Source organism: Pseudomonas sp. M30-35 (genome assembly GCF_002163625.1).
Taxonomy (GTDB): domain Bacteria; phylum Pseudomonadota; class Gammaproteobacteria; order Pseudomonadales; family Pseudomonadaceae; genus Aquipseudomonas.
In genome coordinates, this window is sequence record NZ_CP020892.1 from 3,054,599 (window position 1) to 3,077,694 (window position 23,096).

Below are 23,096 nucleotides of genomic sequence, written 5' to 3' on the forward strand. Positions count from 1 at the left end.
AATCACACCGCAGCGCATTCTCTACACTGGCGGCAGGGCCAACACTGCCATTGCAGCTTGGCAATCAGAAACTTGTGTACGCTAAACCACTGCTAAATCTTGGTTGCGTCATAAGCCAGCGTGGTTTGTTTAGCTGGGTCAACACTGTTCACTTCTTCGCACTTCTCACGGCTACCGCCACAAATCGAGCACTCTTTTTCGATGCCCAAATTAGCGATACCGCCGCACGAACCAGCGATGGGTTTACGGCCCATGATGACACCAACTGCCATCATCGAAACCACCAGCAACATCACCAAAAATACGATTACAAAAGTCATTGCTCTTCTCCTGCAGCAAAAAGCTGCTCGAATGCAGGGCTGCTATTGGTGACGAAGGCTTCGCCTTCACGGGTCACGAAAAACGCAGCAACACCTGCCTCTCTAGCGTAAGCCATACCGCGCTCAGGCCCAAGCACCATCAACAACGTCGACAAACCATCAGCCATCAAGGTTGAACGATTCGCCACTGTTACCGAGGCCAACTTGTGGGTAATCGGCGCGCCTGTTTGCGGATCAATGGTATGCGAGTAACGCACACCGTTTTCTTCAAAATAATTACGGTAATCGCCCGAGGTAGAAATACCGTAACCGTCGAGCTCAAGGACTTTTTGCGACACGCGCTCATCATCGCGTGGCGCCTCGATGGCTATACGCCAAGGCTGACCATCAGGCTTTTTACCCGCGGCCTTTAGCTCGCCAGTCGCTTCGACCAAATAGCTGGTGATACCCAGTTCCTTGAGTCGCTTAATAATCTTATCGACCGTATAACCTGCAGCAATGCTGTTGAAGTCGAGCTGAATGCCGACATCTTTACACAACGACTGCCCGTCGATATGCAGGTGCTGATGACCAATGTGCTTACGCGCCTCGGTTACCTGCTCAGGAGTTGGGACTTTCTCAGCCCTGGCCTTTGGACCAAACCCCCAGAGATTGAGCAACGGCTCAAGGGTCAGGTCAAACGCCCCGTCACTTTGCTCAGACAACTCACCGCCCACTCGAACCAACTCAAGCATGCCTTCTGGTAGCTGCATGCAACTGCCAGCGGGGGCCTGGTTGAACTCGGATACAAGCGAATCATCACGGTAGGTCGACATTTGTTTATCGACCTCGGCAAGAATCGCCTCGGTCTGTGCTTTGACCTCGGCAACGTCAGGCGTAGCGTCAGTGTGAACGTACTTAACACTGTACGAACTGCCCATGGTTGGGCCGCCAAACTCTTCTACCCGGTCCGAAAACCAGCAGCCCGTTAGGGCTGCCGCCAAGGCGACAGCAATAACGGGCTGTAGTACAGCGTGTTTCATGATCAACCGCCGAAGTCGTCGAGGAGGATATTTTCCTGCTCTACACCTAAATCGATCAGCATCTTGATCACTGCGGCGTTCATCATTGGTGGGCCGCACATGTAGAACTCACAATCTTCTGGAGCCGGATGGTCCTTCAGATAGTTCTCGTACAACACATTGTGGATGAAGCCTTTCAGACCAGTCCAGTTATCTTCCGGCTGCGGATCAGACAACGCCAAGTGCCACTGAAAGTTTGAGTTCTCAGCCTGCAACTGATCGTACTCTTCGTTGTAGAACGCCTCACGCATGGAGCGTGCGCCGTACCAGAAGCTGATCTTGCGCGTCGACTTCAAACGCTTGAGTTGGTCGAAGATGTGCGAACGCATTGGCGCCATACCCGCACCACCACCGATAAACACCATCTCTGCGTCAGTCTCTTTGGCGAAGAACTCACCAAATGGTCCGTAAACAGTGATTTTATCGCCCGGTTTGAGGCTGAACACATACGAAGACATCTGACCCGGTGGCAAGTGATCCTTGCCTGGTGGCGGCGATGCGATACGGATGTTGAACTTCACCAGACCGACTTCTTCTGGGTAGTTGGCCATCGAGTAGGCGCGAATGACTGTCTCTTCAACCTTTGACACGTACTTCCACTGGTTGAATTTGTCCCAGTCGCCGCGATATTCCTCTTGAATATCGAAGTCTTTGTAATGCACTTCGTGCGGTGGGCACTCAAGCTGTACGTAACCACCTGCGCGGAAGTCAACGCTCTCGCCTTCTGGCAATTTGAGCGTCAGCTCCTTAATGAAGGTGGCAACGTTAGGATTGGACTCTACAGTGCACTCCCACTTCTTCACACCGAAGACTTCTTCCGGCACTTCAATCTTCATGTCCTGCTTGACGGCAGCCTGACATGACAAGCGCCAGCCTTCTTTGGCTTCACGACGCGTGAAATGCGACTCTTCAGTGGAAAGCATTTCGCCACCGCCAGAAGAAATCACACACTTGCATTGGGCGCAGGTACCGCCGCCACCACAAGCAGATGACAAAAACACATTATTGGCAGCCAAGGTTTGCAGCAATTTGCCGCCCGCCGGGACTACGATGGTCTTTTCACCGTTGATTTCGATGCTCACGTCACCACTGGAAACCAGCTTGGCGCGCGCCATCAGGATAATCACTACCAACGCCAGAACGATGGCGGTGAACATGCCTATTGCGAGAAAAATTTCGTAATTCATCTGTTCATCCCGTCCTTACAACTGCACGCCAGAGAAGGACATGAAGCCCAGAGACATCAAGCCGATGGTGATGAAGGTAATACCCAAACCCTGCAAACCAGCCGGTACGTCACTGTACTTGAGCTTCTCGCGAATCCCTGCCAGAGCGGCAATCGCCAGCGCCCAGGACAAGCCCGAACCGAAACCATAAACGGTACTTTCAGCCAGGTTGTAATCACGTTGCACCATGAACAAGGTACCGCCCATGATCGCGCAGTTAACCGTGATCAGTGGCAAAAACACACCCAAGGCGTTGTACAGCGCGGGTACGTACTTATCCAAGAGCATTTCAAGGATTTGCACGATGGCCGCAATTACACCGATGTAGCTGAGCAGACCCAGAAAGCTCAGGTCCACTTCAGGCAGACCAGCCCACGCCAGTGCGCCGTCTTTGAGCAGGTAGGTGTAGATCAGGTTGTTGGCTGGAACGGTGATGACCTGCACCACGATTACAGCGATACCCAGACCAATCGCAGTCTCTACTTTCTTCGAGATCGCGATAAAGGTGCACATGCCCAGGAAGAAGGCTAAGGCCATGTTCTCAACGAACACCGCTTTAGCCAGCAGGCTCAGATAATGTTCCATTAATAAGCCTCCTTATTCGAGACCTGTGGCGCCATTTTGAAGCTTGGCTTTTCCACTTGATCTTTCTTCCAGCTACGAATGCCCCAGATAAACAGGCCGATCAGGAAGAACGCCGAAGGTGGCAGCAGCAACATGCCGTTAGGCTGATACCAACCGCCGTCGTTGATAACCGGAAGGATTTCAAAGCCCAGCAGCTTACCGGCACCAAATAGCTCACGAATGATGCCGAGAGCAATCAACATGGCGCTGTAACCCAGACCGTTACCGATACCATCGAAGAACGACAGCACTGGCGGGTTCTGCATGGCAAAGGCTTCAGCACGGCCCATTACGATACAGTTGGTGATGATCAGGCCGATAAATACCGACAGCTGTTTCGACAGGCTAAAGGCAAACGCCTTGAGCACCTGATCAACCAGGATTACCAAGGATGCAATAATCACCATCTGCACAATCATGCGGATCGAGCTTGGGATCTGACTGCGGATCATCGAGATAAACAGGTTGGAGAACCCGGTTACCAAGGTCAAAGCGATCGACATAACCAGTGCGGTCTTCAGGTTCGAGGTTACCGCCAGCGCGGAACAGATACCCAGAATCTGCAAACCAATCGGGTTGTTGTTGAAGATCGGATTGAGCAGGACCTCTTTAATAGTCGGCTGCGACATGATCAAGCCTCCCCTGCGTTCAATTTAGTGAGAAACGGACCAAAACCTTGTTCACCCATCCAGAACTTCAACAGGTGATCAACGCCATTACTGGTCAGTGTTGCCCCGGCGAGTGCGTCAACCTGATGCACGGCTTTCGGGCTTTTCGGGTCGACACCACCTTTAACCACAGAAATAGCTACTTTGCCATCGTCTGAGTAAACGGTTTTGCCTGGCCACAAGGCCTTCCATTTCGGGTTATCAACTTCGCCGCCCAAACCTGGGGTTTCAGCATGCTGATAAAAACCAAAGCCACTTACAGTGTCGAGATCATCTTGCAGCGCGATAAAACCGTACAGCGTCGACCACAGGCCTTGCCCGCGAATCGGCAATACGACTTTATCCAGCTTGCCGTCTGTCTCAACCAAGTAAACGATGGTGTAGCGCTCACGGCGCTTGATCTTGGCGAAATCTTGCTCAGGCTCTAGAGCAATTGACTCGCTCGGATCTTTCGCACCTTGCAGTGGTTCGTACTTGAGCGGGTCTTTAGCGTCGCTGAATGTACCGGTTTGCAGGTCAACAATCTTTGCCGTAATACGCCCGTCAAACAGCGCTTTGACTTCTTTACCGCTCATCTCTGGATTACCCAGACCGGCGATAGCCAGAATGCTGCGCTGCTTGTCCAGCAGACGGTTGTCCTGCTGCGCTGGTTTCAGCGCAATTGCGGCACCGGCAACAAATACCGAGCACACCAGGCAAACCAGCAGGGCCACCAGCAACGTACGTGCGGTGGATTCTTTTTGACTAGACATTGCGTGCCAGCCTCCGCTTGATATTGGCTTGAACGACGAAGTGGTCGATCAACGGTGAAAACAGGTTGGCAAACAGGATCGCCAGCATCATGCCTTCTGGGAACGCCGGGTTAACCACACGGATCAACACCACCATAAAGCCAATCAGAGCACCGAAAATCCACTTGCCGGTGTTGGTCATAGAGGCCGACACCGGGTCGGTGGCCATGAAGAACATACCGAAGGCGAAACCACCCACTACCATATGCCAGTACCACGGCATGGCGAACATCGGGTTGGTGTCAGAGCCAATCAAATTGAACAGCATGCTCAGACCGATCATGCCGAGCATGACCCCAGCGACAATGCGCCACGAAGCAATTTTGGTCATCACCAAGATGCCGCCACCGATCAACAACGCCAGCGTGCTGGTTTCACCGATAGAGCCGTTGATAGTGCCGACAAACGCATCCATCCAGCTGATGCCATTGCCGATCACGTTCTCAATACCGCCGGCTGCTGCCAAGCCCAGCGAGGTCGCGCCAGCAAAGCCATCAACCGATGTCCATACCGCATCGCCCGACATCTGCGCTGGATAGGCGAAGAACAGGAATGCACGACCGGCGAGTGCCGGGTTGAGGAAGTTTTTGCCGGTACCGCCGAATACTTCCTTGCCGATTACCACGCCGAAGCTGATGCCCAGTGCCACTTGCCACAACGGAATGCTTGCCGGCAGGATCAAGGCAAACAGCACCGAGGTAACGAAGAAACCTTCGTTGACTTCGTGTTTGCGGATCGAGGCGAACAGCACTTCCCAGAAACCGCCCACAATAAAGGCAGTTGCATAGATAGGCAGGAAGTACGCGGCACCCTGGATGAAGTTATCCCAAATGCTGGTCGGGTCGAAGCCTGCCAAAGAGCTAATCAAGGCGAAGCGCCAGCCCTCTTGAGCAGCCAGCAGATCAGGGCTTGCAGTGTAAATCAGGTTAGCTTGGTAGCCAGTGTTCCACATGCCGAAGAACATCGCCGGGAAGGTACACATCCAGACGGTGATCATCATGCGCTTGAGGTCAATACCGTCACGCACGTGAGCTGTGGTTTTGGTTACGCTGCCCGGGCGGTAGAAAAAGGTGTCAACTGCCTCATACAAGGCATACCACTTTTCGTACTTACCACCGGATTCAAAGTTGTGCTCGATTTTATCGAGAAAAGCACGGATACCCACGATTAACCCTCCTTCTCGATGCTTGCGAGGTTATCGCGCAGGATCGGGCCATATTCATACTTACCGGCACAGACATACGTGCACAACGCCAGATCTTCTTCGTCGAGTTCCAGACAACCCAGTTTCTGGGCCATCTCAGTGTCGCCAACGATCAGATAGCGCAGCAATTGAGTTGGCAGGATATCCAGCGGCATTACCGCCTCGTAATTACCCACTGGAACCATCGCCCGTGGACTGCCATTGGTTGTTGTCGAGAAAGCAAACTTCTTCGCCGCAGCCAATTTGGACACGAAAATATTCAGCACCGAGTGCTTATTCACGCCAGCGCGCAGATAGTGCAGCATTTCACGGTCATTGCCCTCAGCCAGGCAAGACACCTGCTGGTGGTAGCGGCCCAGAAAAGCAAAAGCACCGTACGCGGTTCGACCGCCAAGCAGCGAACCGGAAACCACACGGTTCTCGCCAGACTGCAACTCACCCGCGGTGATTTCTTCAAGACTTGCACCCAGACGGGTACGCAGCAGGCGCGGATTTTCAACCACTGGCCCACCTAACGAGACAACGCGCTCAGTCCACAGTTGACCGGTAGTGAACAGCTTACCGACTGCAATCACATCCTGATAACCAATCGACCACACGCTTTTGGTCGCGGTAACCGGGTCAAGGAAGTGAATATGAGTACCTGCCAAACCCGCAGGGTGCGGACCGGCAAATGCTTGAGCCTGGACCTTATCCAGCTGTTCGCCTGGCAAATTGACGCCTTCGCCCTTGCACAAGAACACTTTGCTCAACGCGCTGAGTACTTTCAGACCGTTTTCAAAATCAGTAGCGTGCTCAGCGATCACAACCGCTGGATCGGCCGCCAACGGATGGGTGTCCATCGCGGTCACGAAGATCGAGCTAGGAACTGCATCAACCGCAGGCACCTTGCTGAAAGGACGCGTACGCAAGGCAGTCCACAGACCTGACTGCTGCAGGTTCTCACGGACTTTTTCATGGCTCAGACCAGCCAACTCACTGGCTGGATACTGAGCAAAGGTCACTTGCTCATCGCCTTCAAGGTCGATCACCACCGACTGCAGCACACGCCTCTCACCGCGATGAATCGCGCTGATAACGCCTGCGCCCGGTGCGGTATAGACCACACCCGGGGTTTTCTTGTCAGCGAACAATACTTGTCCGAGCTTGACACGATCACCCACCTGGACTTCCATCGTAGGCTTCATACCATGATAGTCGTAGCCTATGACGGCGACGCTACGCACTGGCCTTGCGGCCTCTATACGCTGCGTCGGCACGCCAGTTATGGGCAAATCGAGCCCATTCTTAATTTTGATCATAGGTTTGCCTAACCACTGATATTAGAAATCTTCTTAGAAAACGGACGACGCCAGAAAGCCAATAGGCAAGCACATACTGAGATAAATCAGCATGATGGACGGCGTCGGTCGCGGGTAAAAAATCCGTTTGATTATAAAGATGGCCCCAGTCACTGACCACCCAAGCCTTGGCTTTTTTTAGGTGATACGTAACAAGAGGCGACAAAGCGATAGTTTGGATCAATCCATACAGGCCGTGAATACGACTAAAAGCGCCTGTACATCAAGACTACTCCACACCTACTCAAACCCCAATCCGCCCATTATCCCTCAAACGCTCAGTTTTCGCGACCAAGCAGTCACTGCCCCACAGATCAACCCAGCAAATTCGACGCATAAAAAACGGGAGCCGCGGCTCCCGTTCTTTGTACCGCTAATAGGCCTTAGCGAGGAAACGCTGGCGGGTTAACCCCGACCATGTCTTCCATTACACGCACGACCTGACAGCTGTAACCGAATTCGTTGTCGTACCAAACGTACAGTACAACGCGGTTATCGTTGCTAATAGTCGCCTCAGCATCAACCACACCGGCGTGACGCGAGCCGACGAAGTCAGTCGAAACCACTTCTTGCGAATTAACGTAATCGATCTGCTTATGCAGATCCGAGTGCAGCGCCATGTAGCGCAGATACTCATTGATTTCTTCGCGAGAGGTCGATTTCTCAAGGTTGAGGTTGAGAATGGCCATCGACACGTTTGGCGTCGGAACTCGAATCGCGTTACCGGTCAGCTTGCCTTTAAGCACTGGCAGAGCCTTGGCCGCCGCAGTAGCCGCGCCGGTTTCGGTGATAACCATGTTCAGCGCAGCCGAACGACCACGACGACTGCCTTTATGGAAGTTATCGATCAGGTTCTGGTCGTTGGTGTACGAGTGAACGGTTTCAACGTGACCGTTGACGATGCCGTACTTGTCATCGACCGCCTTGAGCACCGGCACGATGGCGTTGGTGGTGCAAGACGCAGCAGAGATGATCTTGTCATCCGGGCTGATGTCAGTGTGGTTGATACCGTGAACGATATTCTTCAGCTCGCCTTTACCCGGCGCGGTCAGAACGACACGGTTAATGCCTGGGCACTTAAGGTGCTGGCCCAAGCCTTCAGCGTCGCGCCACTTACCAGTGTTATCCACCAGCAGAGCGTTTTCGATGCCGTAAGCGGTGTAGTCGATTGATGCTGGATCATTCGAGTAAATAACCTGGATCAGGTTACCGTTGGCGCTCAGGGTGTTGTTGGCTTCATCAACAGTGATGGTGCCATTGAACGGACCATGAACCGAGTCACGGCGCAGCAAGCTGGCGCGTTTGTCCAAGTCATTCTCAGCACCTTTACGCACAACAATGGCGCGCAGACGCAGACCATCGCCACCACCAGTTTTTTCGATCAGGATGCGCGCCAACAAACGGCCGATACGACCAAAGCCATACAGCACGACGTCGGTACCCTTACGGGCTGAGACGCTTTGCTGACCGGTAACCGCTTCAAGCTCTTCGCGGACGAACTGCTCAAGGCTACGACCGTTGGCTTCTTTTCCGAACTTGGCCATCATGCGGCCGAGGTCGATCGAAGCGGAGCCCAGCTTGAGCTCGCCCATGGTTTTGAGAACCTGGAACGTGTCGTGTACCGACAGCTCAACATCACCATCAAGACGGTGGCGAGCATAACGGTGAGCTTTGAGTATCTGAATAACGGAACGATTGATCAGGCTACGACCATAGATCGATGTGACCACGTTGTTATTGCGATAGAGCTGGCCGATCATCGGAATCATCGCTTCCGCAAGGGCTTCTCGATCGATCCACTCACCAAGACACTGGTCGGGCTTCTGATTCACAGGCAGTACCTTCCACATATGTAGGGGCTGAAAAAAGGGGCTACATTATGCCGATCCAAGCGCTCGGGGGCAATGTCGCCTGTCGAAACTGACAGCAAGCACTTTCGCCAGCTACAATCGGCGGCCTTGTATCCTGACCGTGAGCCGCCTGTGTCTGTACTGCGCCTTCCGTCCCTGCCCGCCGCGGCCGGCAAACAACACTGGGGTAACCTCCCCGGCGCTGCGCTAAGCCTAGCAATTGCCGAGGCTGCAAGCGCTGCTAATCGCTTTACGCTACTCCTGACCGCCGACAGCCAGAGCGCTGAACGCCTTGAACAGGAGTTGAGTTTTTTTGCCCCTCAACTACCCGTATTGCATTTCCCCGACTGGGAAACCTTGCCCTACGATCTTTTTTCGCCACATCAAGACATTATTTCGCAGCGCATTTCTGCACTTTACCGCCTGCCGGAATTAAAACATGGCATTTTGGTAGTGCCGATAACTACCGCCCTACATCGCCTGGCCCCGACGCGCTTCCTGCTCGGTAGCAGCCTGGTACTCGATGTTGGCCAAACCCTCGACGTCAACGACATGCGCAGTCGCCTTGAAGCCACGGGCTATCGCTGCGTTGATACGGTTTATGAACATGGCGAGTTTGCTGTACGCGGCGCGCTGATTGATTTATTTCCGATGGGCAGCAAGCAGCCGTATCGGATTGATCTATTCGATGACGAAATCGAAACCCTGCGCACCTTTGATCCGGAAACCCAGCGTTCGATCGACAAAGTTGAATCAATCAAGCTGCTGCCAGCGCGCGAGTTTCCGCTGGAAAAGAAAGCCGTTACTGATTTCCGCGGCCGTTTCCGCGAGCGCTTTGATGTCGATTTCCGCCGCTGCCCAATCTATCAAGACCTTTCCACAGGCATTACCCCGGCAGGTATCGAGTACTACATCCCGCTGTTTTTTGAGGAAACCGCAACCCTATTCGACTATCTGCCGCAAGACACCCAAGTATTCTCACTGCCCGGCATCGAAAAAGCCGCCGAACAGTTCTGGAATGACGCCCGCAACCGTTATGAAGAACGCCGAGTCGACCCTGAACGGCCACTGCTACCTCCAGCGGATATCTTTTTACCGGTTGAAGACTGCTTCGCCCGCCTGAAAAACTGGCCGCGCGTAGTGGTTAGCCAAGATGACATCGAGGATGGCGTGGGCCGCCTGCGCTTTAATGCGCAACCATTGCCTGACCTCGCGATTGAAGCCAAGGCCAGCGAGCCTTTAGCCGCACTGCGACGCTTTATCGAAGAATATCAAGGCCGGATTCTGTTCTGCGCCGAGTCTGCCGGGCGCCGCGAAGTACTGCTCGAATTGCTCGCAAGGCTGAAACTGAAGCCTAAAGAAGTCGATGGCTGGCCACAGTTTATCGCTGGCAAGGAACGCTTAGGCATCACCATCGCGCCACTCGATGAAGGCTTGCAGCTCGACGATGTCGCGCTGATCGCCGAAAGCCCGTTATTCGGCCAGCGCGTGATGCAGCGCCGACGCCGTGAAAAAACCCGTGATGCCGGTGAAAACGTCATCAAGAACCTCACCGAGCTGCGCGAGGGTTCGCCCGTGGTGCATATCGACCACGGTGTTGGTCGTTATCAAGGCTTGATCACATTGGAGATTGACGGCCAGAACGCCGAGTTTTTGTCGTTGCAGTACGCCGAAGAAGCAAAACTTTATGTGCCAGTTGCCAGCCTGCACCTGATCGCCCGCTACACCGGCAGCGACGATGCGCTTGCCCCGCTACACCGCCTCGGCTCGGAAATCTGGCAGAAAGCCAAACGCAAAGCAGCCGAACAGGTCCGTGACGTTGCCGCAGAGCTACTGGATATCTACGCGCGCCGCGCCGCGCGTGAAGGCTATGCCTTTGCCGACCCACAAGTCGACTACGCCACTTTCAGCGCGGGCTTCCCGTTCGAGGAGACGCTCGATCAGCAAACCGCAATTGATGCTGTACGTGAAGACATGCTCGCCCCGAAACCGATGGACCGCCTGATCTGCGGTGATGTCGGCTTCGGCAAGACTGAAGTGGCCATGCGCGCCGCTTTCATTGCGGTGCATGGCGGCAAGCAAGTGGCAATTCTGGTACCAACCACCCTGCTCGCCCAGCAGCACTACAACAGTTTTCGCGACCGATTTGCCGACTGGCCAGTAAAGGTCGAGGTAATGAGCCGCTTTAAAAGCGCCAAGGAAGTTGGCGAGGCCATGCAGCAACTGGCGCAAGGCAAGGTCGATATAGTCATCGGCACCCACAAACTGCTGCAAGATGATGTCAAGTTCGACAACCTTGGCCTGGTTATCATCGACGAAGAACACCGCTTTGGCGTGCGCCAGAAAGAGCAGCTTAAAGCGCTGCGCAGCGAAGTCGATATCCTCACCCTCACCGCCACACCGATCCCGCGCACGCTGAACATGGCCGTCGCCGGGATGCGTGACCTGTCGATTATTGCCACACCTCCGGCCCGACGCTTGTCAGTGCGCACCTTCGTCATGGAACAGCAAAACACCGTGATCAAAGAGGCGCTGCTGCGTGAGTTACTGCGTGGCGGCCAGGTTTACTACCTGCACAACGATGTTAAAACCATCGAAAAATGTGCCGCCGACCTTGCACAGCTGGTCCCGGAGGCGCGCATAGGTATCGGCCACGGGCAGATGCGTGAACGCGAACTTGAACAGGTGATGGGCGACTTCTACCACAAGCGCTTCAACGTGCTGATCGCCTCGACCATCATCGAAACCGGTATTGACGTGCCGAGCGCCAATACCATCATTATCGAGCGCGCCGACAAATTTGGTCTGGCCCAGCTGCATCAATTGCGCGGGCGAGTTGGCCGCAGCCACCACCAGGCGTATGCGTACCTGTTGACGCCGCCACGCAAACAACTCACCGACGACGCACAAAAGCGCCTTGAAGCCATTGCCAACGCACAAGACCTCGGAGCGGGCTTTGTTCTGGCGACCCACGACCTTGAGATTCGCGGCGCAGGCGAACTGCTAGGCGATGGCCAGAGCGGTCAGATTCAAGCAGTTGGCTTCACGCTGTACATGGAAATGCTCGAGCGCGCGGTTAAAGCCATACGCAAAGGTGAGCAACCGAATCTCGACCAGCCATTGGGTGGCGGACCGGAAATCAACCTGCGAGTGGCAGCCCTGATTCCCGATGATTATCTACCCGACGTGCATGCACGCCTGATCCTGTATAAACGCATCGCCTCGGCGGTCGATGAAGACGGCCTGAAAGAATTGCAGGTGGAAATGATTGATCGCTTTGGCCTGCTCCCCGAGCCGACCAAAAACCTGGTCCGCATCACCTTGCTTAAACTGCAAGCCGAAACCCTGGGCATCAAAAAGGTCGATGCCGGCCCACAAGGTGGTCGCATCGAATTTGCTGCGGACACCTGTGTTGACCCGCTGACACTGATCAAGTTGATTCAGGGCCAGCCCAACCGTTATAAATTCGAAGGCGCTACGCTGTTCAAATTCCAGGTTCCAATGGAGCGGCCGGAAGAACGATTCAATATACTTGAAGCGCTGTTTGAGCGCCTGAAACCCTCATCTTGAAGGATCAATTTGTGAATATGCGTGCACTTCGCAGCCTTGCCCTGCTGCCTTTATTGGCGCTTAGCGCCTTAAGCCAGACAGCACAGGCAGCCGACAGTTATCAAATTGAGGTAATTGTATTTCGCCAACCCGGTGAACTGCTGATTTCAGGCAACCGCGCCCCGGATGACTGGCGCCAGGGCGCACGCCTGATCGAGACCGACCAAGAGCGTGCAACTGCACTTAACGATGAAGCAGACAAGCTTAATGATGGCGGCGATTATCAGGTGCTGCTGCACAAGGCCTGGACCCAAGCCAACGATGAAACCGTAGCACTCAGCATGGGTGATGAGCGTCTGGGTCACGCGCCGATTGAAGGCACGCTAAGCCTCAAGCAAGAGCGTTCGCTACAAGTCAAAGTGGATCTGTGGATCAACCAGTTTGAACCCGGCGGGTTGGTTTCGCGCAGTGAGCACCTAAAGCAAACAAGCACCCTGCATACACGCAAACTTAACTATATCGATCACAGCAATCTGGGCATGTTGATTCGAGTTCGCCCGGAATAAACTCACCTGCACGGCGGACAAGCTTCGCGTTGTCGCACCCTACAATGCCAGCAACATGTAGGGCGGATAACGCTGTTTTATCCGCCATTGCCCGCAATATCCATTCGGGCAACGCGCTCCTCTTCGAGCACTTCGGCACTTGCCCCATGCGGGACAAGCTTCGCGTTGTTACAACCTACCTTGCCGCTATTCAGGCGCTCAACACCTGTGCCAGAACAGCCTTGACCTTATCCATGCCATCGACCAGCGCCCGATCAATCTGCGCCATGGTGATCAGTTCATTACTCTTGCCCGCAGCCGGGTTAACCACCAATGACAGGCAAGCGTATGGCAGCGCTAACTCACGCGCCAAAACCGCTTCAGGCATCCCGGTCATGCCGACAATATCGCAGCCGTCACGCTCCATACGGGCGATCTCGGCTACGGTTTCAAGGCGCGGCCCCTGTGTTGCACCATAAACACCATGACTGCTGAACGCACAGTGCTCAGCAGCCAGCGCAGTGCAAAGCTTGCGGCGCAAGGCTTCATCATATGGATGGCTAAAATCGACATGGGTGACGTGATTCAGCTCACCAGCGAAATAGGTATGCTCGCGACCGCTGGTGTAATCAATCACCTGATGCGGCACGCAGAAATGACCGGTGCCCATGGCCATGTGAATACCGCCAACCGCGTTGACCGCAAGAATCGCCTGAGCGCCCGCCTCTTTCAGCGCCCACAAGTTAGCCCGGTAATTAACCTGATGCGGCGGAATTCGATGCGGATGTCCGTGGCGCGCCAAGAACAGCACCTCACGTCCAGCATATTCACCGCGCAACACCGCAGCAGACGGCGCACCAAACGGCGTGTCGATATTCAGCGCTGCGGTAATCGTCAACCCTTCCAGCTGGGTCAGGCCGGTGCCGCCAATAATCGCGTAGACAGTCATCAAGTTATTCCTATTCAATAAGCTGTGCAGCGCGCAAGGCGCGAGTTGCCTCAAGCCAACGCGGGCTCTGCCGGTATTCAATGCCTGGGAAAGCCTGACGCCGCATACGCGCCAAGCCATCAGGAGCAACCACGTCAAGACGTTGCGCGGCGCTCAACGCAAGTTCAGCAGCGGCGCGATCATTACACACCAGAGCCATGTCGCAACCGGCACTCAACGCCGCTTCAATTCGGCACGCAGCATCGCCCACCACATGGGCCCCGGCCATCGACAGGTCATCACTGAAGATCACACCTTTAAAGCCAAGTTCGCCACGCAGAATATCCTGCAACCAGCGACGCGAGAATCCGGCAGGTTGATCATCCACCTTTGGATATATAACGTGTGCAGGCATCACCGCTGCCAACTGATCCCCCAACTGGGTAAATGGTTGCATATCCTGAGCACGAATCTGCTCAAGGCTGCGCTCGTCCACTGGAATCGCTACGTGCGAGTCGGCTTCAGCCCAGCCATGTCCGGGAAAGTGCTTGCCCGTTGCGGCCATACCGGCCTGGCTCATACCGCGAATGAATGCACTCGCCAGTTGCGTAGCACGCTGCGCATCACCCTCAAAAGCGCGAGAGCCGACCACCGCACTGCGCTGATGATCGAGATCCAGTACGGGCGCGAAGCTCAGGTCCAAGCCGACGGCTAAAACCTCGATTGCCATAATCCAACCACAACGCTCAGCCAACTGCTCGGCATTCGGATGGTCAGCAAGCGCACGCATGGCCGGCAACCGGACAAAGCCTTGGCGCAGACGTTGAACCCGGCCGCCCTCTTGATCGACAGCAAGCAATAAATCTGGACGAACCTGGCGAATCGCCGCGCTTAGCTCGCGCACTTGGCGCGGGTCTTCAATATTGCGCGCAAACAAAATCAAACCGCCCACTTGCGGTTGACGCAGAATCTGCCGGTCTTCGGCAGTGAGCCAGGTGCCATCGATGTCGAGCATCAATGAGCCTTGCAGACGTGAACTCACAGGAAATCCTTAATCAAGAGGTATTGCGGCCCAATCAGGGCACGCCGCTTCATCTATAACCACCGCACAATTGACCGGCACCCGCGGGAACAGTTGCAGCAGATCAGCGTTGCGCAATCGGATGCAGCCGTGGGAAAGCGCCACGCCCATCGGTTCGGTATCTGGGGTGCCATGCAGATAAATGTAGCGCCGGAAAGTATCGACCTTACCCAAACGGTTACGCCCAATTTCGCAGCCACTGAGCCAGAGAATCCGGGTCAGAATCCAATCGCGCCCCGGAAAGGCCGCCGCCATTTGTGCTGACCATACTTCGCCCGTCCAGCGACGTCCGCGCAACACGGCGGCCAAGGGTAATCCATCGCCAATTTTAGCGCGCACGATATGCCGCCCGCGCGGCGTGCAGCCGGAGCCATTTTGTTCGCCAACACCATTAAGCGCGGTGGAAACCGGCAAGCGCAGCAATAACTTGCCTTCAGCTAAACCATAAAGGCACTGATCGGCAATAGAGATGTGTAATAAATCGAGGGTAGCCATGGGCGGCTAGCTTAGCGGATCAACTCCACTACGCCCACCCATTAGGCATTAAACCTTGGCCGCAAGCGGAGGATTTTTTACCCGAGGCCGCAATTGCGCAGCCGCCAAGGCAGGATCACTCAAACCCGACTCTGAACGCATGCCCGCCGCCAGAAACGGCACCATCAGGCGCATCACTTGTTCAATCGAGGTATTAACCCCGAAATCAGTCTCCGACATCGCACGCAAAGCCTTGATACCCGACATGCTGAATGCAGCCGCGCCAAGCATAAAGTGCACGCGCCAGAACAACTCGAGTGGCGGGATACGGGGGGCAGCATCATGAACCAGCATCATGTAACGCCGGAATACTTTGCCGTAGACCTCTTCAAGGTACTTGCGCAGGTGGCCTTGGCTTTGACTGAAGGCCAAACCGAGCAAACGCATGAATATTGATAGATCGTTGCCACTGCGCGGCTTAACCGCAAGCGCATGCTCAACCAATAACTCGAGAAGTTCTTCAAGGGATATTTGAGTGCCTGGTTTGGCCTCACGGCGATCCAGTTCACGCTCGAGACTGGCGCAGAACGGGCCAAGAAACCGCGAAAAAACCGCTTGAATCAGGGCCTTTTTCGAGCCGAAGTGATAGTTCACGGCCGCAAGATTGACCCCAGCTTTGCTGGTAATCAAGCGCAACGAGGTTTCCGCAAACCCTTTTTCGGCAAACAGTTGCTCTGCGGCATCCAAAATGCGTTCAACAGTTTCCGACTGAGCCATTATTCATTACCTGACAAACACTTGTTTGAAACATACGTTTCGGCTCCATGCATTGTCAAGCGTTGCAACGCGGTCTTTTGCATCAACCTTAATTAGCCTACCCGCTCTCGGACAACTAAAACCAAGACGCTCACCAAAGCAACCAAGTAACACAAACACCGGAAGAAAATAGCACGATTAAATTAAGCCAATTGCAAAAGGATGATTGCCAAGCTCGATCCACTGTATATAATCCCAGTCACTGTATATAAAAACAGAGCTGACCCAATGATAAAGCTGACGCCACGCCAAGCTGAGATTCTCGCCTTCATCAAGCAATGCCTTGAAGACAACGGCTTTCCGCCTACCCGCGCAGAAATCGCTCAGAAGCTAGGTTTCAAATCGCCCAACGCTGCCGAGGAACACCTCAAAGCGCTCGCCCGCAAAGGCGCGATAGAAATGACCCCGGGCGCTTCTCGCGGCATTCGCATTCCAGGCTTCGAACCCAATGCAGAAGAAGACGGCTTGCCCGTCATCGGTCGAGTGGCTGCCGGTGAACCGATTCTGGCGCAACAGCACATCGAAGATTCCTGCCGAATCAACCCCGAATTCTTTCACCCCAGAGCCGACTATTTACTGCGCGTACGCGGTATGAGCATGAAAGACATCGGCATATTGGATGGTGACCTACTGGCCGTGCACACCACGAGAGAAGTGCGTAATGGCCAGGTAGTCGTGGCGCGAATTGATGATGAAGTCACCGTCAAACGCTTTAAGCGCGAAGGTAGCAAAGTCTGGTTGATTGCCGAAAACCCTGAATTTGCGCCAATTGAAGTCAACCTTGAAGAGCAGGACTTAGTCATTGAAGGGTTAAGTGTCGGCGTTATTCGCCGCTAATGGAGTATTTATGCAGCTGTCTCAACCGCTAAATCAGACACAACTTCCACTATTCGAGGCTTTTATGGCTGTCAGCGCACCTGCACTGCCGCAAGAAGCACTCAACGATGCCTGGCAGGATCAGCCTCAGGCATTTAGCGAGTTGTCGCTCAGAGGCGCCGCGAGACACTGCCTAACCCTACTCGCCCCAATCCTTCGCGAGCTGAGCGAAAATGACAGCGAGCGCTGGCTGACGCTAATTGCGCCACCCGGCAACCTGACGCAAGGCTGGCTGCGCGATGCCGGCCTCAATCGCGAACGGATCTTGCTACTGCATCCGCGTGGTGAACAAAGCACACTGCAACTTGCAGAGGAAGCGTTGAAGCTGGGCCGTAGCCACACCGTAGTCAGCTGGCTTCATCCGCTTGAGCGTGCAGCTCGCCAGACCCTCGAAAGTGCTGCGCGCAAAGGCAGTGCACAAAGCCTGAATATCAGCTTGGGCTGATACGGCTCACATCAGTGCCATCTGTCGCGAGAGGCCGAGCTTTTTCAGGGATTGGTTAGTGCAGAACGCGCTCTTCACCTTCATGTTGAAAGTCGTTTTCGGCTAAACGCCCAGCCATCTGCACGCCCACATTGAGCATGGCTTTGGCCACTTCAACATGCTGCCCCTGCAGGAATGACTTCGCATCCGAGGAGAAATCCAGCACTACAAGCGCCTCCTCATCGTCTGCGCGGCGCAAGGCGATACGGCCATCAGGTAGTTCTACGATTTCTAAAAACGAAGTAGGCATAGGTTTGAGTCTCCACGTTAGCCGCTCATTGTAACAGCCGACTAGAGCGTCGCCCTAGCCCGCTGATCAATAACGGCTTACCACTCGCTAAGCGATTCGCGGAAACGCCGCGCCAGAGCGGTTATTTGCTTGCGCCAAGCCTCAAGTGTTTCACGCTCAAGTAACTCAGGCTGCGGATCAATGCTAATCGCCTCAATCAAAGGCGTAGTCGGATCGACTTTAGCTTTGTGCTGCATCTGTGGCGGCTTATGCAGCGCCTTATATGCCTCTAACAACTGCGCAAGCCAGGTTTCAGAGTGACCCGCCAATTCAACCAGCTCCGAAAACTCCGGACTTGGCGCGGCTTCGAGCATTGACGAATCAAGCAGGACTTCAATCTGTGGCGACTGGCTGTTAGGCAAGCGGTAGTAACCGGCGATCTCGTGGCACAAACCGAGTACAGCGCCATATAAATGGAACAGCGTAGCCTCACGCTCGGCCTGAACCAGTCCCTGAACATTCATTGCTTGCGACTCTTGCGCCTTGCGCCATGACTCCAGCGACAAGCCAGCGTAAAAGATTTTTTGATTGGTGCGGGTGTACAACTCGTTAGCCATGGCCAACCACTCCTCGACAGATCAACGATCAAAACTTGAGCAGACTGGTTTGCGCCAGCCAAGCTGATTTTAAGCTTGGCTAACTAGAGGTCCAGCCGTGCAGGCACTGAGCCTGCGCGGCTGCTCCAATCAACGCTTCTTGTCTTCGACCTTCCACTTACCGCCGTCAAAGAATGCTTTCCAGCCTGTAGGTTTACCTTCGACCTCAGTCTGTACATATTGCTCTTTGGTTTTACGGCTGTAACGAATAACTGCTGGACGGCCTTCTGGATCTTTCTGTGGCGCGCTGAACAGGAATTCGTACTTCGGGTCGATCTCGTCTTTGTGCGGCAGAATCTCGATCACCAGTGGAGCACGGGTCTCACGATTCTTTGGAAACTGGCTGGCAGCCAAGAACAGACCCGATGCGCCATCGCGCAACACATAGGTGTCATTGACCTTCTCGCACTTCAGTTCCGGCATTTTAACCGCGTCCATCTTTGGTGGCGCAGGCTCACCGCTACGCAGCAATTTACGGGTGTTTTTGCACTCGCTATTGGTGCAACCAAAGAACTTGCCGAAACGACCGGTTTTCAGCTGCATCTCGCTGCCGCACTTATCGCACTCAAGACTCGGGCCTTCGTAACCCTTGATCCGGTATTGACCGGTTTCAATCTCGTAGCCAGCACAATCCGGGTTATTACCGCAGATATGCAGCTTGCGCGTTTCGTCCAGCAGATAAGCATCCATCGCGGTGTCGCAAATCTTGCAGCGATGCTTGCCGAGCAGCACCAGGGATTCCGACTCGCCCTCGTCGTCCGCAGCGATTTCATCGCCAGGCACCAGATTGATGGTCGACTTACAGCGCTCCTTGGGTGGCAAGCTGTAGCCTGAGCAGCCGAGGAACACGCCGGTCGAGGCCGTGCGGATCATCATCGGACGACCACACTCGCGACAGGCAATATCAGTCAGCGTTGGCGTGTTGGCACGCATGCCGGTGTCACCGTCAGCCGCTACTTCAAGTTTTTTCTTGAAATCGCCGTAGAACTCATCGAGCACGTTTTTCCACTCACGCTCGCCCTGAGCAACATCATCGAGGTGCTCTTCCATGCCAGCGGTGAAACCGTAGTCCATTAGATTAGAGAAACTTTCAGACAGTCGCTCAGTAACGATATCGCCCATCTTTTCCGAGTAGAAACGACGGTTGTGCAGTGCAACGTAGCCGCGATCCTGAATCGTCGAGATGATTGCTGCATAGGTCGACGGACGACCAATACCACGCTTTTCCATCTCTTTAACCAAGCTGGCTTCCGAGTAACGCGCTGGCGGCTTGGTGAAGTGCTGGCTCGGATCAAGCTTGATCAGCTTGAGTGCTTCACCCTGATTCATTTCAGGCAGCACGGCATCGTCACCCGGCTTGCTCAACTGTGGCAACGCCCGGGTGTAACCATCAAACTTGAGGATACGGCCCTTGGCCCGCAACTCGAACTGCGCAGCCGCGACCGTAACAGTCGTCGACAGGTATTGCGCCGGTGGCATCTGACATGCAACGAACTGGCGCCAGATCAGCTCATACAGACGCTCGGCATCACGTTCCATACCGCTCAGCTGAGTCGGCTTGGTGTTGACATCGGAGGGACGAATCGCTTCGTGAGCCTCTTGCGCACCTTCTTTGCTGCTGTACATGTTCGGCGTTTCCGGCAGGTACTTCTTGCCGAATTCGTCTTCAATAAAGCTGCGCACCATGCTTACGGCATCGGCCGACAGGTTCGTCGAGTCGGTACGCATATAAGTGATGTAGCCAGCCTCATACAGACGCTGCGCCATCATCATGGTCTTTTTCACGCCGAAGCCCAGGCGATTGCTTGCAGCCTGTTGCAGGGTCGAAGTGATAAAAGGTGCAGAAGGCTTGCTGCTGGTCGGTTTGTCTTCACGCTTGGCGACGCTGTAGCTGGATGCTTTAAGCGTCTCCAGCGCAGCCATAGCCTGCGCTTCGTTGAGCGGCTTGAATGCTGCGCCGTTCTCACGGGCCACTTCAAAACGCACGGTGTCTTTTTTGCCAGTAGCCAGATCAGCATGCACTTCCCAGTACTCTTCCGGGACAAAGGCACGAATCTCTTTTTCACGCTCAACCACCAGCTTGACCGCTACCGACTGCACGCGACCTGCCGACAGACCGCGAGCAATCTTCGACCACAACAATGGCGAAACCATGTAACCCACTACACGGTCGAGAAAGCGTCGGGCTTGCTGAGCGTTTACTCGATTGATATCGAGTTCGCCTGGCTTGGAGAATGCCTCTTGAATGGCTTTCTTGGTGATCTCGTTAAACACCACGCGCTTGTAACGACTGTCATCACCACCAATGGATTCGCGCAGGTGCCAGGCAATGGCTTCCCCCTCGCGGTCCAAGTCGGTTGCGAGATAGATGGTGTCGGCGTCTTTGGCTAAGCGGCGCAATTCATCAACGACTTTCTCTTTGCCCGGAAGGATCTCGTACTTGGCTTTCCAGCCATGCTCGGGATCAACCCCCATGCGCGCAACCAATTGACGCTTGGCTTTTTCCTTTGGCGACAGAGCCGGAGCTTCGCCTGCAGCAGCTTTTCCGCGTTTGGCCGGTTCTTTGGCCGCACTTGCCGAACCACTAGTAGGCAGGTCACGGATGTGGCCGATGCTCGACTTCACCACGTACTCGTTGCCCAAGTACTTGTTGATGGTCTTGGCCTTGGCCGGGGATTCCACGATGACCAGCGATTTACCCATGGATCAGAAAATTCCTGAATGTGAAGAAAAGAAAAGGCAGGAGACGCCTTGTCTGGCACCGCTATATATAGTGGCGCTCAAGGCAAGGTCAAGTTTAGGTGTTCAGCCGAGTGCCTCAAGGTTTACCAAAAAGCGGCGTTTCAGCTTCGATCAGAGCGAAGCGTGGAACGCTTTCGCCGTCAACATCGACACGCTCACAAAACATCTCAAGCGGACGAACCCAAAGCCCATAATCACCGTACAGCGCCTGATAAACAACGACCTGCTGCTCAGTTTCAGAATGTTGCGCGACGCCAAAAACACGGTACTCAGGGCCTTTGTAGTGGCGGTAAAGACCGGGTTTTATCTGCATCACTCACTTCCTTAAAAAAATAAAAATTTATCGCAAGGGAATACCTGAAAAAAACTAGCTCGGTATTTTTTCAGCAACTCCCCAACAAACAAAAACCGGGGCACAAGGCCCCGGTTTCGCATCCCTGAACGATTAAACTCGTTCGAAGATGGTGGTGATGCCCTGACCGAGGCCCACGCACATAGTCGCGACACCCAAAGTGCCATTGTTTTGCTTCATTACGTTCAGCAGGGTACCGGAGATACGTGCACCGGAACAACCGAACGGGTGCCCCAAAGCAATCGCACCACCGTGCAAGTTGACCATTTGATCCATCTTATCGAGCACTTTCAGGTCCTTCAGCACAGGCAATGCCTGAGCAGCGAAGGCTTCGTTGAGCTCCATAAAATTGATGTCAGCCATGGTCAAGCCAGCACGCTTCAGCGCTTTCTGAGTCGACGGCACTGGACCGTAACCCATGATTGCCGGATCAACACCTGCAACAGCCATCGCACGCACCACAGCCATCGGCTGGATGCCTAAATCCTGAGCACGCTGAGCCGACATCACGATCATGCACGAAGCGCCGTCAGTGATCTGCGAGGAAGTACCAGCAGTCACGGTGCCGCCTTTCGGGTTGAACGCTGGACGCAGAGCAGCCAAGCTCTCAAGGGTTGTTTCCGGACGAATGGTTTCGTCGTAGTCGAAAACCTTGAGGAAGCCGTTCTCGTCGTAGCCTTCCATCGGGATGATTTCATCCTTGAAGTTGCCTTCAACGGTAGCCTTCTGCGCCAAACGGTGGGAACGCTCACCGAACGCGTCCTGCTGCTCGCGGGTAATGCCATGCATTTTACCGAGCATTTCAGCAGTCAGGCCCATCATGCCCGAAGCTTTGGCAGCGTACAGGGACAGGTGCGGGTTTGGATCAACGCCGTGCATCATTCCGACGTGGCCCATGTGCTCAACGCCGCCAACCACGAATACATCGCCGTTACCGGTTTGAATCGCCTGCACAGCAGTGTGCAGCGCGCTCATCGAAGAGCCACACAAGCGGCTGACAGTCTGACCAGCACTGGTGTGCGGGATCTGAGTCATCAGCGACGCCATGCGTGCGATGTTCCAACCCTGCTCCAACGTCTGGTTTACACAACCCCAAATCACATCTTCGACTTCAGCCGGATCGATCTTCGAGTTACGGTCCAGGACGCCGCGAATCAGGTTTGCCGACATAGTCTCGGCACGGGTGTTACGGTGCATGCCGCCTTTGGAGCGCCCCATCGGGGTGCGACCGAAGTCGACAATCACTGCATCTCTTGGGTTCAAGCTCATAATTTTACCCT

22 protein-coding genes are annotated in these 23,096 nt (G+C 54.5%); 4 read left to right on the forward strand and 18 right to left on the reverse strand.

Annotated features, from left to right (window positions below; genetic code table 11):
* Window positions 1-92 precede the first annotated feature (92 nt).
* The 9 genes from nqrM to B9K09_RS14110 form a co-directional block, all read right to left on the reverse strand.
* On the reverse strand, window positions 93-320 hold the full coding sequence (nqrM, locus tag B9K09_RS14070) for a (Na+)-NQR maturation NqrM (protein WP_087517408.1): 228 nt from the start codon (window positions 318-320) through the stop codon (window positions 93-95).
* Window positions 317-1,342, reverse strand: coding sequence for an FAD:protein FMN transferase (locus tag B9K09_RS14075; protein ID WP_087517409.1), 1,026 nt, complete (start codon window positions 1,340-1,342; stop codon window positions 317-319). Before B9K09_RS14075 ends, nqrM begins: the two co-directional genes overlap by 4 nt.
* A 2-nt stretch (window positions 1,343-1,344) precedes the next feature.
* A complete protein-coding gene (nqrF, locus tag B9K09_RS14080) occupies window positions 1,345-2,568 on the reverse strand; it encodes an NADH:ubiquinone reductase (Na(+)-transporting) subunit F (RefSeq protein ID WP_087517410.1) in 1,224 nt (407 codons plus the stop codon).
* Between the two features lie 15 nt (window positions 2,569-2,583).
* Window positions 2,584-3,192 (reverse strand): NADH:ubiquinone reductase (Na(+)-transporting) subunit E, encoded by a 609-nt coding sequence (nqrE, locus tag B9K09_RS14085; protein WP_087517411.1) that lies wholly within the window; start codon window positions 3,190-3,192, stop codon window positions 2,584-2,586.
* Window positions 3,192-3,866 carry an NADH:ubiquinone reductase (Na(+)-transporting) subunit D gene (locus tag B9K09_RS14090; RefSeq protein WP_177313036.1) on the reverse strand — a complete coding sequence of 225 codons (675 nt, stop codon included), beginning with the start codon at window positions 3,864-3,866 and terminating at the stop codon, window positions 3,192-3,194. Before B9K09_RS14090 ends, nqrE begins: the two co-directional genes overlap by 1 nt.
* Window positions 3,863-4,651, reverse strand: a complete 789-nt coding sequence (locus B9K09_RS14095) for a Na(+)-translocating NADH-quinone reductase subunit C (RefSeq protein WP_087517412.1) — start codon at window positions 4,649-4,651, stop codon at window positions 3,863-3,865. The genes B9K09_RS14090 and B9K09_RS14095 overlap by 4 nt, the downstream gene beginning before the upstream one ends.
* Window positions 4,644-5,855: an NADH:ubiquinone reductase (Na(+)-transporting) subunit B gene (locus B9K09_RS14100; protein ID WP_087517413.1), complete on the reverse strand. Its 1,212-nt coding sequence runs from the start codon at window positions 5,853-5,855 to the stop codon at window positions 4,644-4,646. The genes B9K09_RS14095 and B9K09_RS14100 overlap by 8 nt, the downstream gene beginning before the upstream one ends.
* Window positions 5,856-5,857: 2 nt before the next feature.
* On the reverse strand, window positions 5,858-7,195 hold the full coding sequence (locus B9K09_RS14105; protein ID WP_087517414.1) for a Na(+)-translocating NADH-quinone reductase subunit A: 1,338 nt from the start codon (window positions 7,193-7,195) through the stop codon (window positions 5,858-5,860).
* 422 nt (window positions 7,196-7,617) lie between these two features.
* Window positions 7,618-9,084, reverse strand: a complete 1,467-nt coding sequence (locus B9K09_RS14110) for a glyceraldehyde-3-phosphate dehydrogenase (protein WP_087517415.1) — start codon at window positions 9,082-9,084, stop codon at window positions 7,618-7,620.
* Between the two features lie 132 nt (window positions 9,085-9,216).
* Between B9K09_RS14110 and mfd the strand changes: the two genes are divergently transcribed.
* Together mfd and B9K09_RS14120 are read left to right on the forward strand one after the other, a co-directional pair.
* Complete coding sequence (mfd, locus tag B9K09_RS14115; RefSeq protein ID WP_087519112.1) at window positions 9,217-12,654, forward strand: transcription-repair coupling factor; 3,438 nt, start codon at window positions 9,217-9,219, stop codon at window positions 12,652-12,654.
* Between the two features lie 17 nt (window positions 12,655-12,671).
* Window positions 12,672-13,199, forward strand: coding sequence for a CsiV family protein (locus B9K09_RS14120; protein WP_087517416.1), 528 nt, complete (start codon window positions 12,672-12,674; stop codon window positions 13,197-13,199).
* A 190-nt stretch (window positions 13,200-13,389) separates the two neighbouring features.
* Here B9K09_RS14120 and B9K09_RS14125 read toward each other — a convergent pair whose 3' ends face one another.
* From B9K09_RS14125 to B9K09_RS14140, 4 genes are read right to left on the reverse strand one after another with little or no spacing between them, the layout of a single operon-like run.
* Entirely contained in the window at window positions 13,390-14,127 is a 738-nt protein-coding gene (locus tag B9K09_RS14125; RefSeq protein WP_087517417.1) for an S-methyl-5'-thioinosine phosphorylase, read from the reverse strand.
* Window positions 14,128-14,137: 10 nt separating this feature from the next.
* Window positions 14,138-15,136, reverse strand: a complete 999-nt coding sequence (nagZ, locus tag B9K09_RS14130) for a beta-N-acetylhexosaminidase (RefSeq protein WP_177408728.1) — start codon at window positions 15,134-15,136, stop codon at window positions 14,138-14,140.
* A gap of 21 nt (window positions 15,137-15,157) precedes the next feature.
* Window positions 15,158-15,682 carry a L,D-transpeptidase gene (locus B9K09_RS14135; protein WP_087517419.1) on the reverse strand — a complete coding sequence of 175 codons (525 nt, stop codon included), beginning with the start codon at window positions 15,680-15,682 and terminating at the stop codon, window positions 15,158-15,160.
* Between the two features lie 48 nt (window positions 15,683-15,730).
* Window positions 15,731-16,438, reverse strand: a complete 708-nt coding sequence (locus B9K09_RS14140) for a TetR/AcrR family transcriptional regulator (RefSeq protein WP_087517420.1) — start codon at window positions 16,436-16,438, stop codon at window positions 15,731-15,733.
* 267 nt (window positions 16,439-16,705) lie between these two features.
* Between B9K09_RS14140 and lexA the strand changes: the two genes are divergently transcribed.
* A complete protein-coding gene (lexA, locus tag B9K09_RS14145; RefSeq protein ID WP_087517421.1) occupies window positions 16,706-17,314 on the forward strand; it encodes a transcriptional repressor LexA in 609 nt (202 codons plus the stop codon).
* Between the two features lie 10 nt (window positions 17,315-17,324).
* Window positions 17,325-17,798 (forward strand): SOS-induced cell division inhibitor SulA, encoded by a 474-nt coding sequence (gene sulA, locus B9K09_RS14150; protein ID WP_087517422.1) that lies wholly within the window; start codon window positions 17,325-17,327, stop codon window positions 17,796-17,798.
* Between the two features lie 55 nt (window positions 17,799-17,853).
* Here sulA and B9K09_RS14155 read toward each other — a convergent pair whose 3' ends face one another.
* From B9K09_RS14155 to fadA, 5 genes are all read right to left on the reverse strand, one after another.
* Window positions 17,854-18,087 carry a hypothetical protein gene (locus tag B9K09_RS14155; protein ID WP_087517423.1) on the reverse strand — a complete coding sequence of 78 codons (234 nt, stop codon included), beginning with the start codon at window positions 18,085-18,087 and terminating at the stop codon, window positions 17,854-17,856.
* 77 nt (window positions 18,088-18,164) lie between these two features.
* Entirely contained in the window at window positions 18,165-18,683 is a 519-nt protein-coding gene (locus tag B9K09_RS14160; protein ID WP_087517424.1) for a DUF6586 family protein, read from the reverse strand.
* A 129-nt stretch (window positions 18,684-18,812) separates the two neighbouring features.
* Window positions 18,813-21,425, reverse strand: a complete 2,613-nt coding sequence (gene topA / locus B9K09_RS14165) for a type I DNA topoisomerase (protein WP_087517425.1) — start codon at window positions 21,423-21,425, stop codon at window positions 18,813-18,815.
* Between the two features lie 115 nt (window positions 21,426-21,540).
* Complete coding sequence (locus B9K09_RS14170; protein WP_087517426.1) at window positions 21,541-21,777, reverse strand: DUF1653 domain-containing protein; 237 nt, start codon at window positions 21,775-21,777, stop codon at window positions 21,541-21,543.
* Window positions 21,778-21,909: 132 nt separating this feature from the next.
* Window positions 21,910-23,085, reverse strand: coding sequence for an acetyl-CoA C-acyltransferase FadA (gene fadA / locus B9K09_RS14175; protein ID WP_087517427.1), 1,176 nt, complete (start codon window positions 23,083-23,085; stop codon window positions 21,910-21,912).
* Window positions 23,086-23,096: the final 11 nt, after the last annotated feature.

Coding starts and splice junctions, on each gene's coding strand:
- nqrM (WP_087517408.1), bottom strand. CDS start 320: ATGACTTTTGTAATCGTATTTTTGGTGATGTTGCTGGTGGTTTCGATG.
- B9K09_RS14075 (WP_087517409.1), bottom strand. CDS start 1,342: ATGAAACACGCTGTACTACAGCCCGTTATTGCTGTCGCCTTGGCGGCA.
- nqrF (WP_087517410.1), bottom strand. CDS start 2,568: ATGAATTACGAAATTTTTCTCGCAATAGGCATGTTCACCGCCATCGTT.
- nqrE (WP_087517411.1), bottom strand. CDS start 3,192: ATGGAACATTATCTGAGCCTGCTGGCTAAAGCGGTGTTCGTTGAGAAC.
- B9K09_RS14095 (WP_087517412.1), bottom strand. CDS start 4,651: ATGTCTAGTCAAAAAGAATCCACCGCACGTACGTTGCTGGTGGCCCTG.
- B9K09_RS14105 (WP_087517414.1), bottom strand. CDS start 7,195: ATGATCAAAATTAAGAATGGGCTCGATTTGCCCATAACTGGCGTGCCG.
- B9K09_RS14110 (WP_087517415.1), bottom strand. CDS start 9,084: ATGTGGAAGGTACTGCCTGTGAATCAGAAGCCCGACCAGTGTCTTGGT.
- B9K09_RS14120 (WP_087517416.1), top strand. CDS start 12,672: ATGCGTGCACTTCGCAGCCTTGCCCTGCTGCCTTTATTGGCGCTTAGC.
- B9K09_RS14125 (WP_087517417.1), bottom strand. CDS start 14,127: ATGACTGTCTACGCGATTATTGGCGGCACCGGCCTGACCCAGCTGGAA.
- B9K09_RS14135 (WP_087517419.1), bottom strand. CDS start 15,682: ATGGCTACCCTCGATTTATTACACATCTCTATTGCCGATCAGTGCCTT.
- B9K09_RS14140 (WP_087517420.1), bottom strand. CDS start 16,438: ATGGCTCAGTCGGAAACTGTTGAACGCATTTTGGATGCCGCAGAGCAA.
- lexA (WP_087517421.1), top strand. CDS start 16,706: ATGATAAAGCTGACGCCACGCCAAGCTGAGATTCTCGCCTTCATCAAG.
- sulA (WP_087517422.1), top strand. CDS start 17,325: ATGCAGCTGTCTCAACCGCTAAATCAGACACAACTTCCACTATTCGAG.
- B9K09_RS14155 (WP_087517423.1), bottom strand. CDS start 18,087: ATGCCTACTTCGTTTTTAGAAATCGTAGAACTACCTGATGGCCGTATC.
- B9K09_RS14160 (WP_087517424.1), bottom strand. CDS start 18,683: ATGGCTAACGAGTTGTACACCCGCACCAATCAAAAAATCTTTTACGCT.
- topA (WP_087517425.1), bottom strand. CDS start 21,425: ATGGGTAAATCGCTGGTCATCGTGGAATCCCCGGCCAAGGCCAAGACC.
- B9K09_RS14170 (WP_087517426.1), bottom strand. CDS start 21,777: ATGCAGATAAAACCCGGTCTTTACCGCCACTACAAAGGCCCTGAGTAC.
- fadA (WP_087517427.1), bottom strand. CDS start 23,085: ATGAGCTTGAACCCAAGAGATGCAGTGATTGTCGACTTCGGTCGCACC.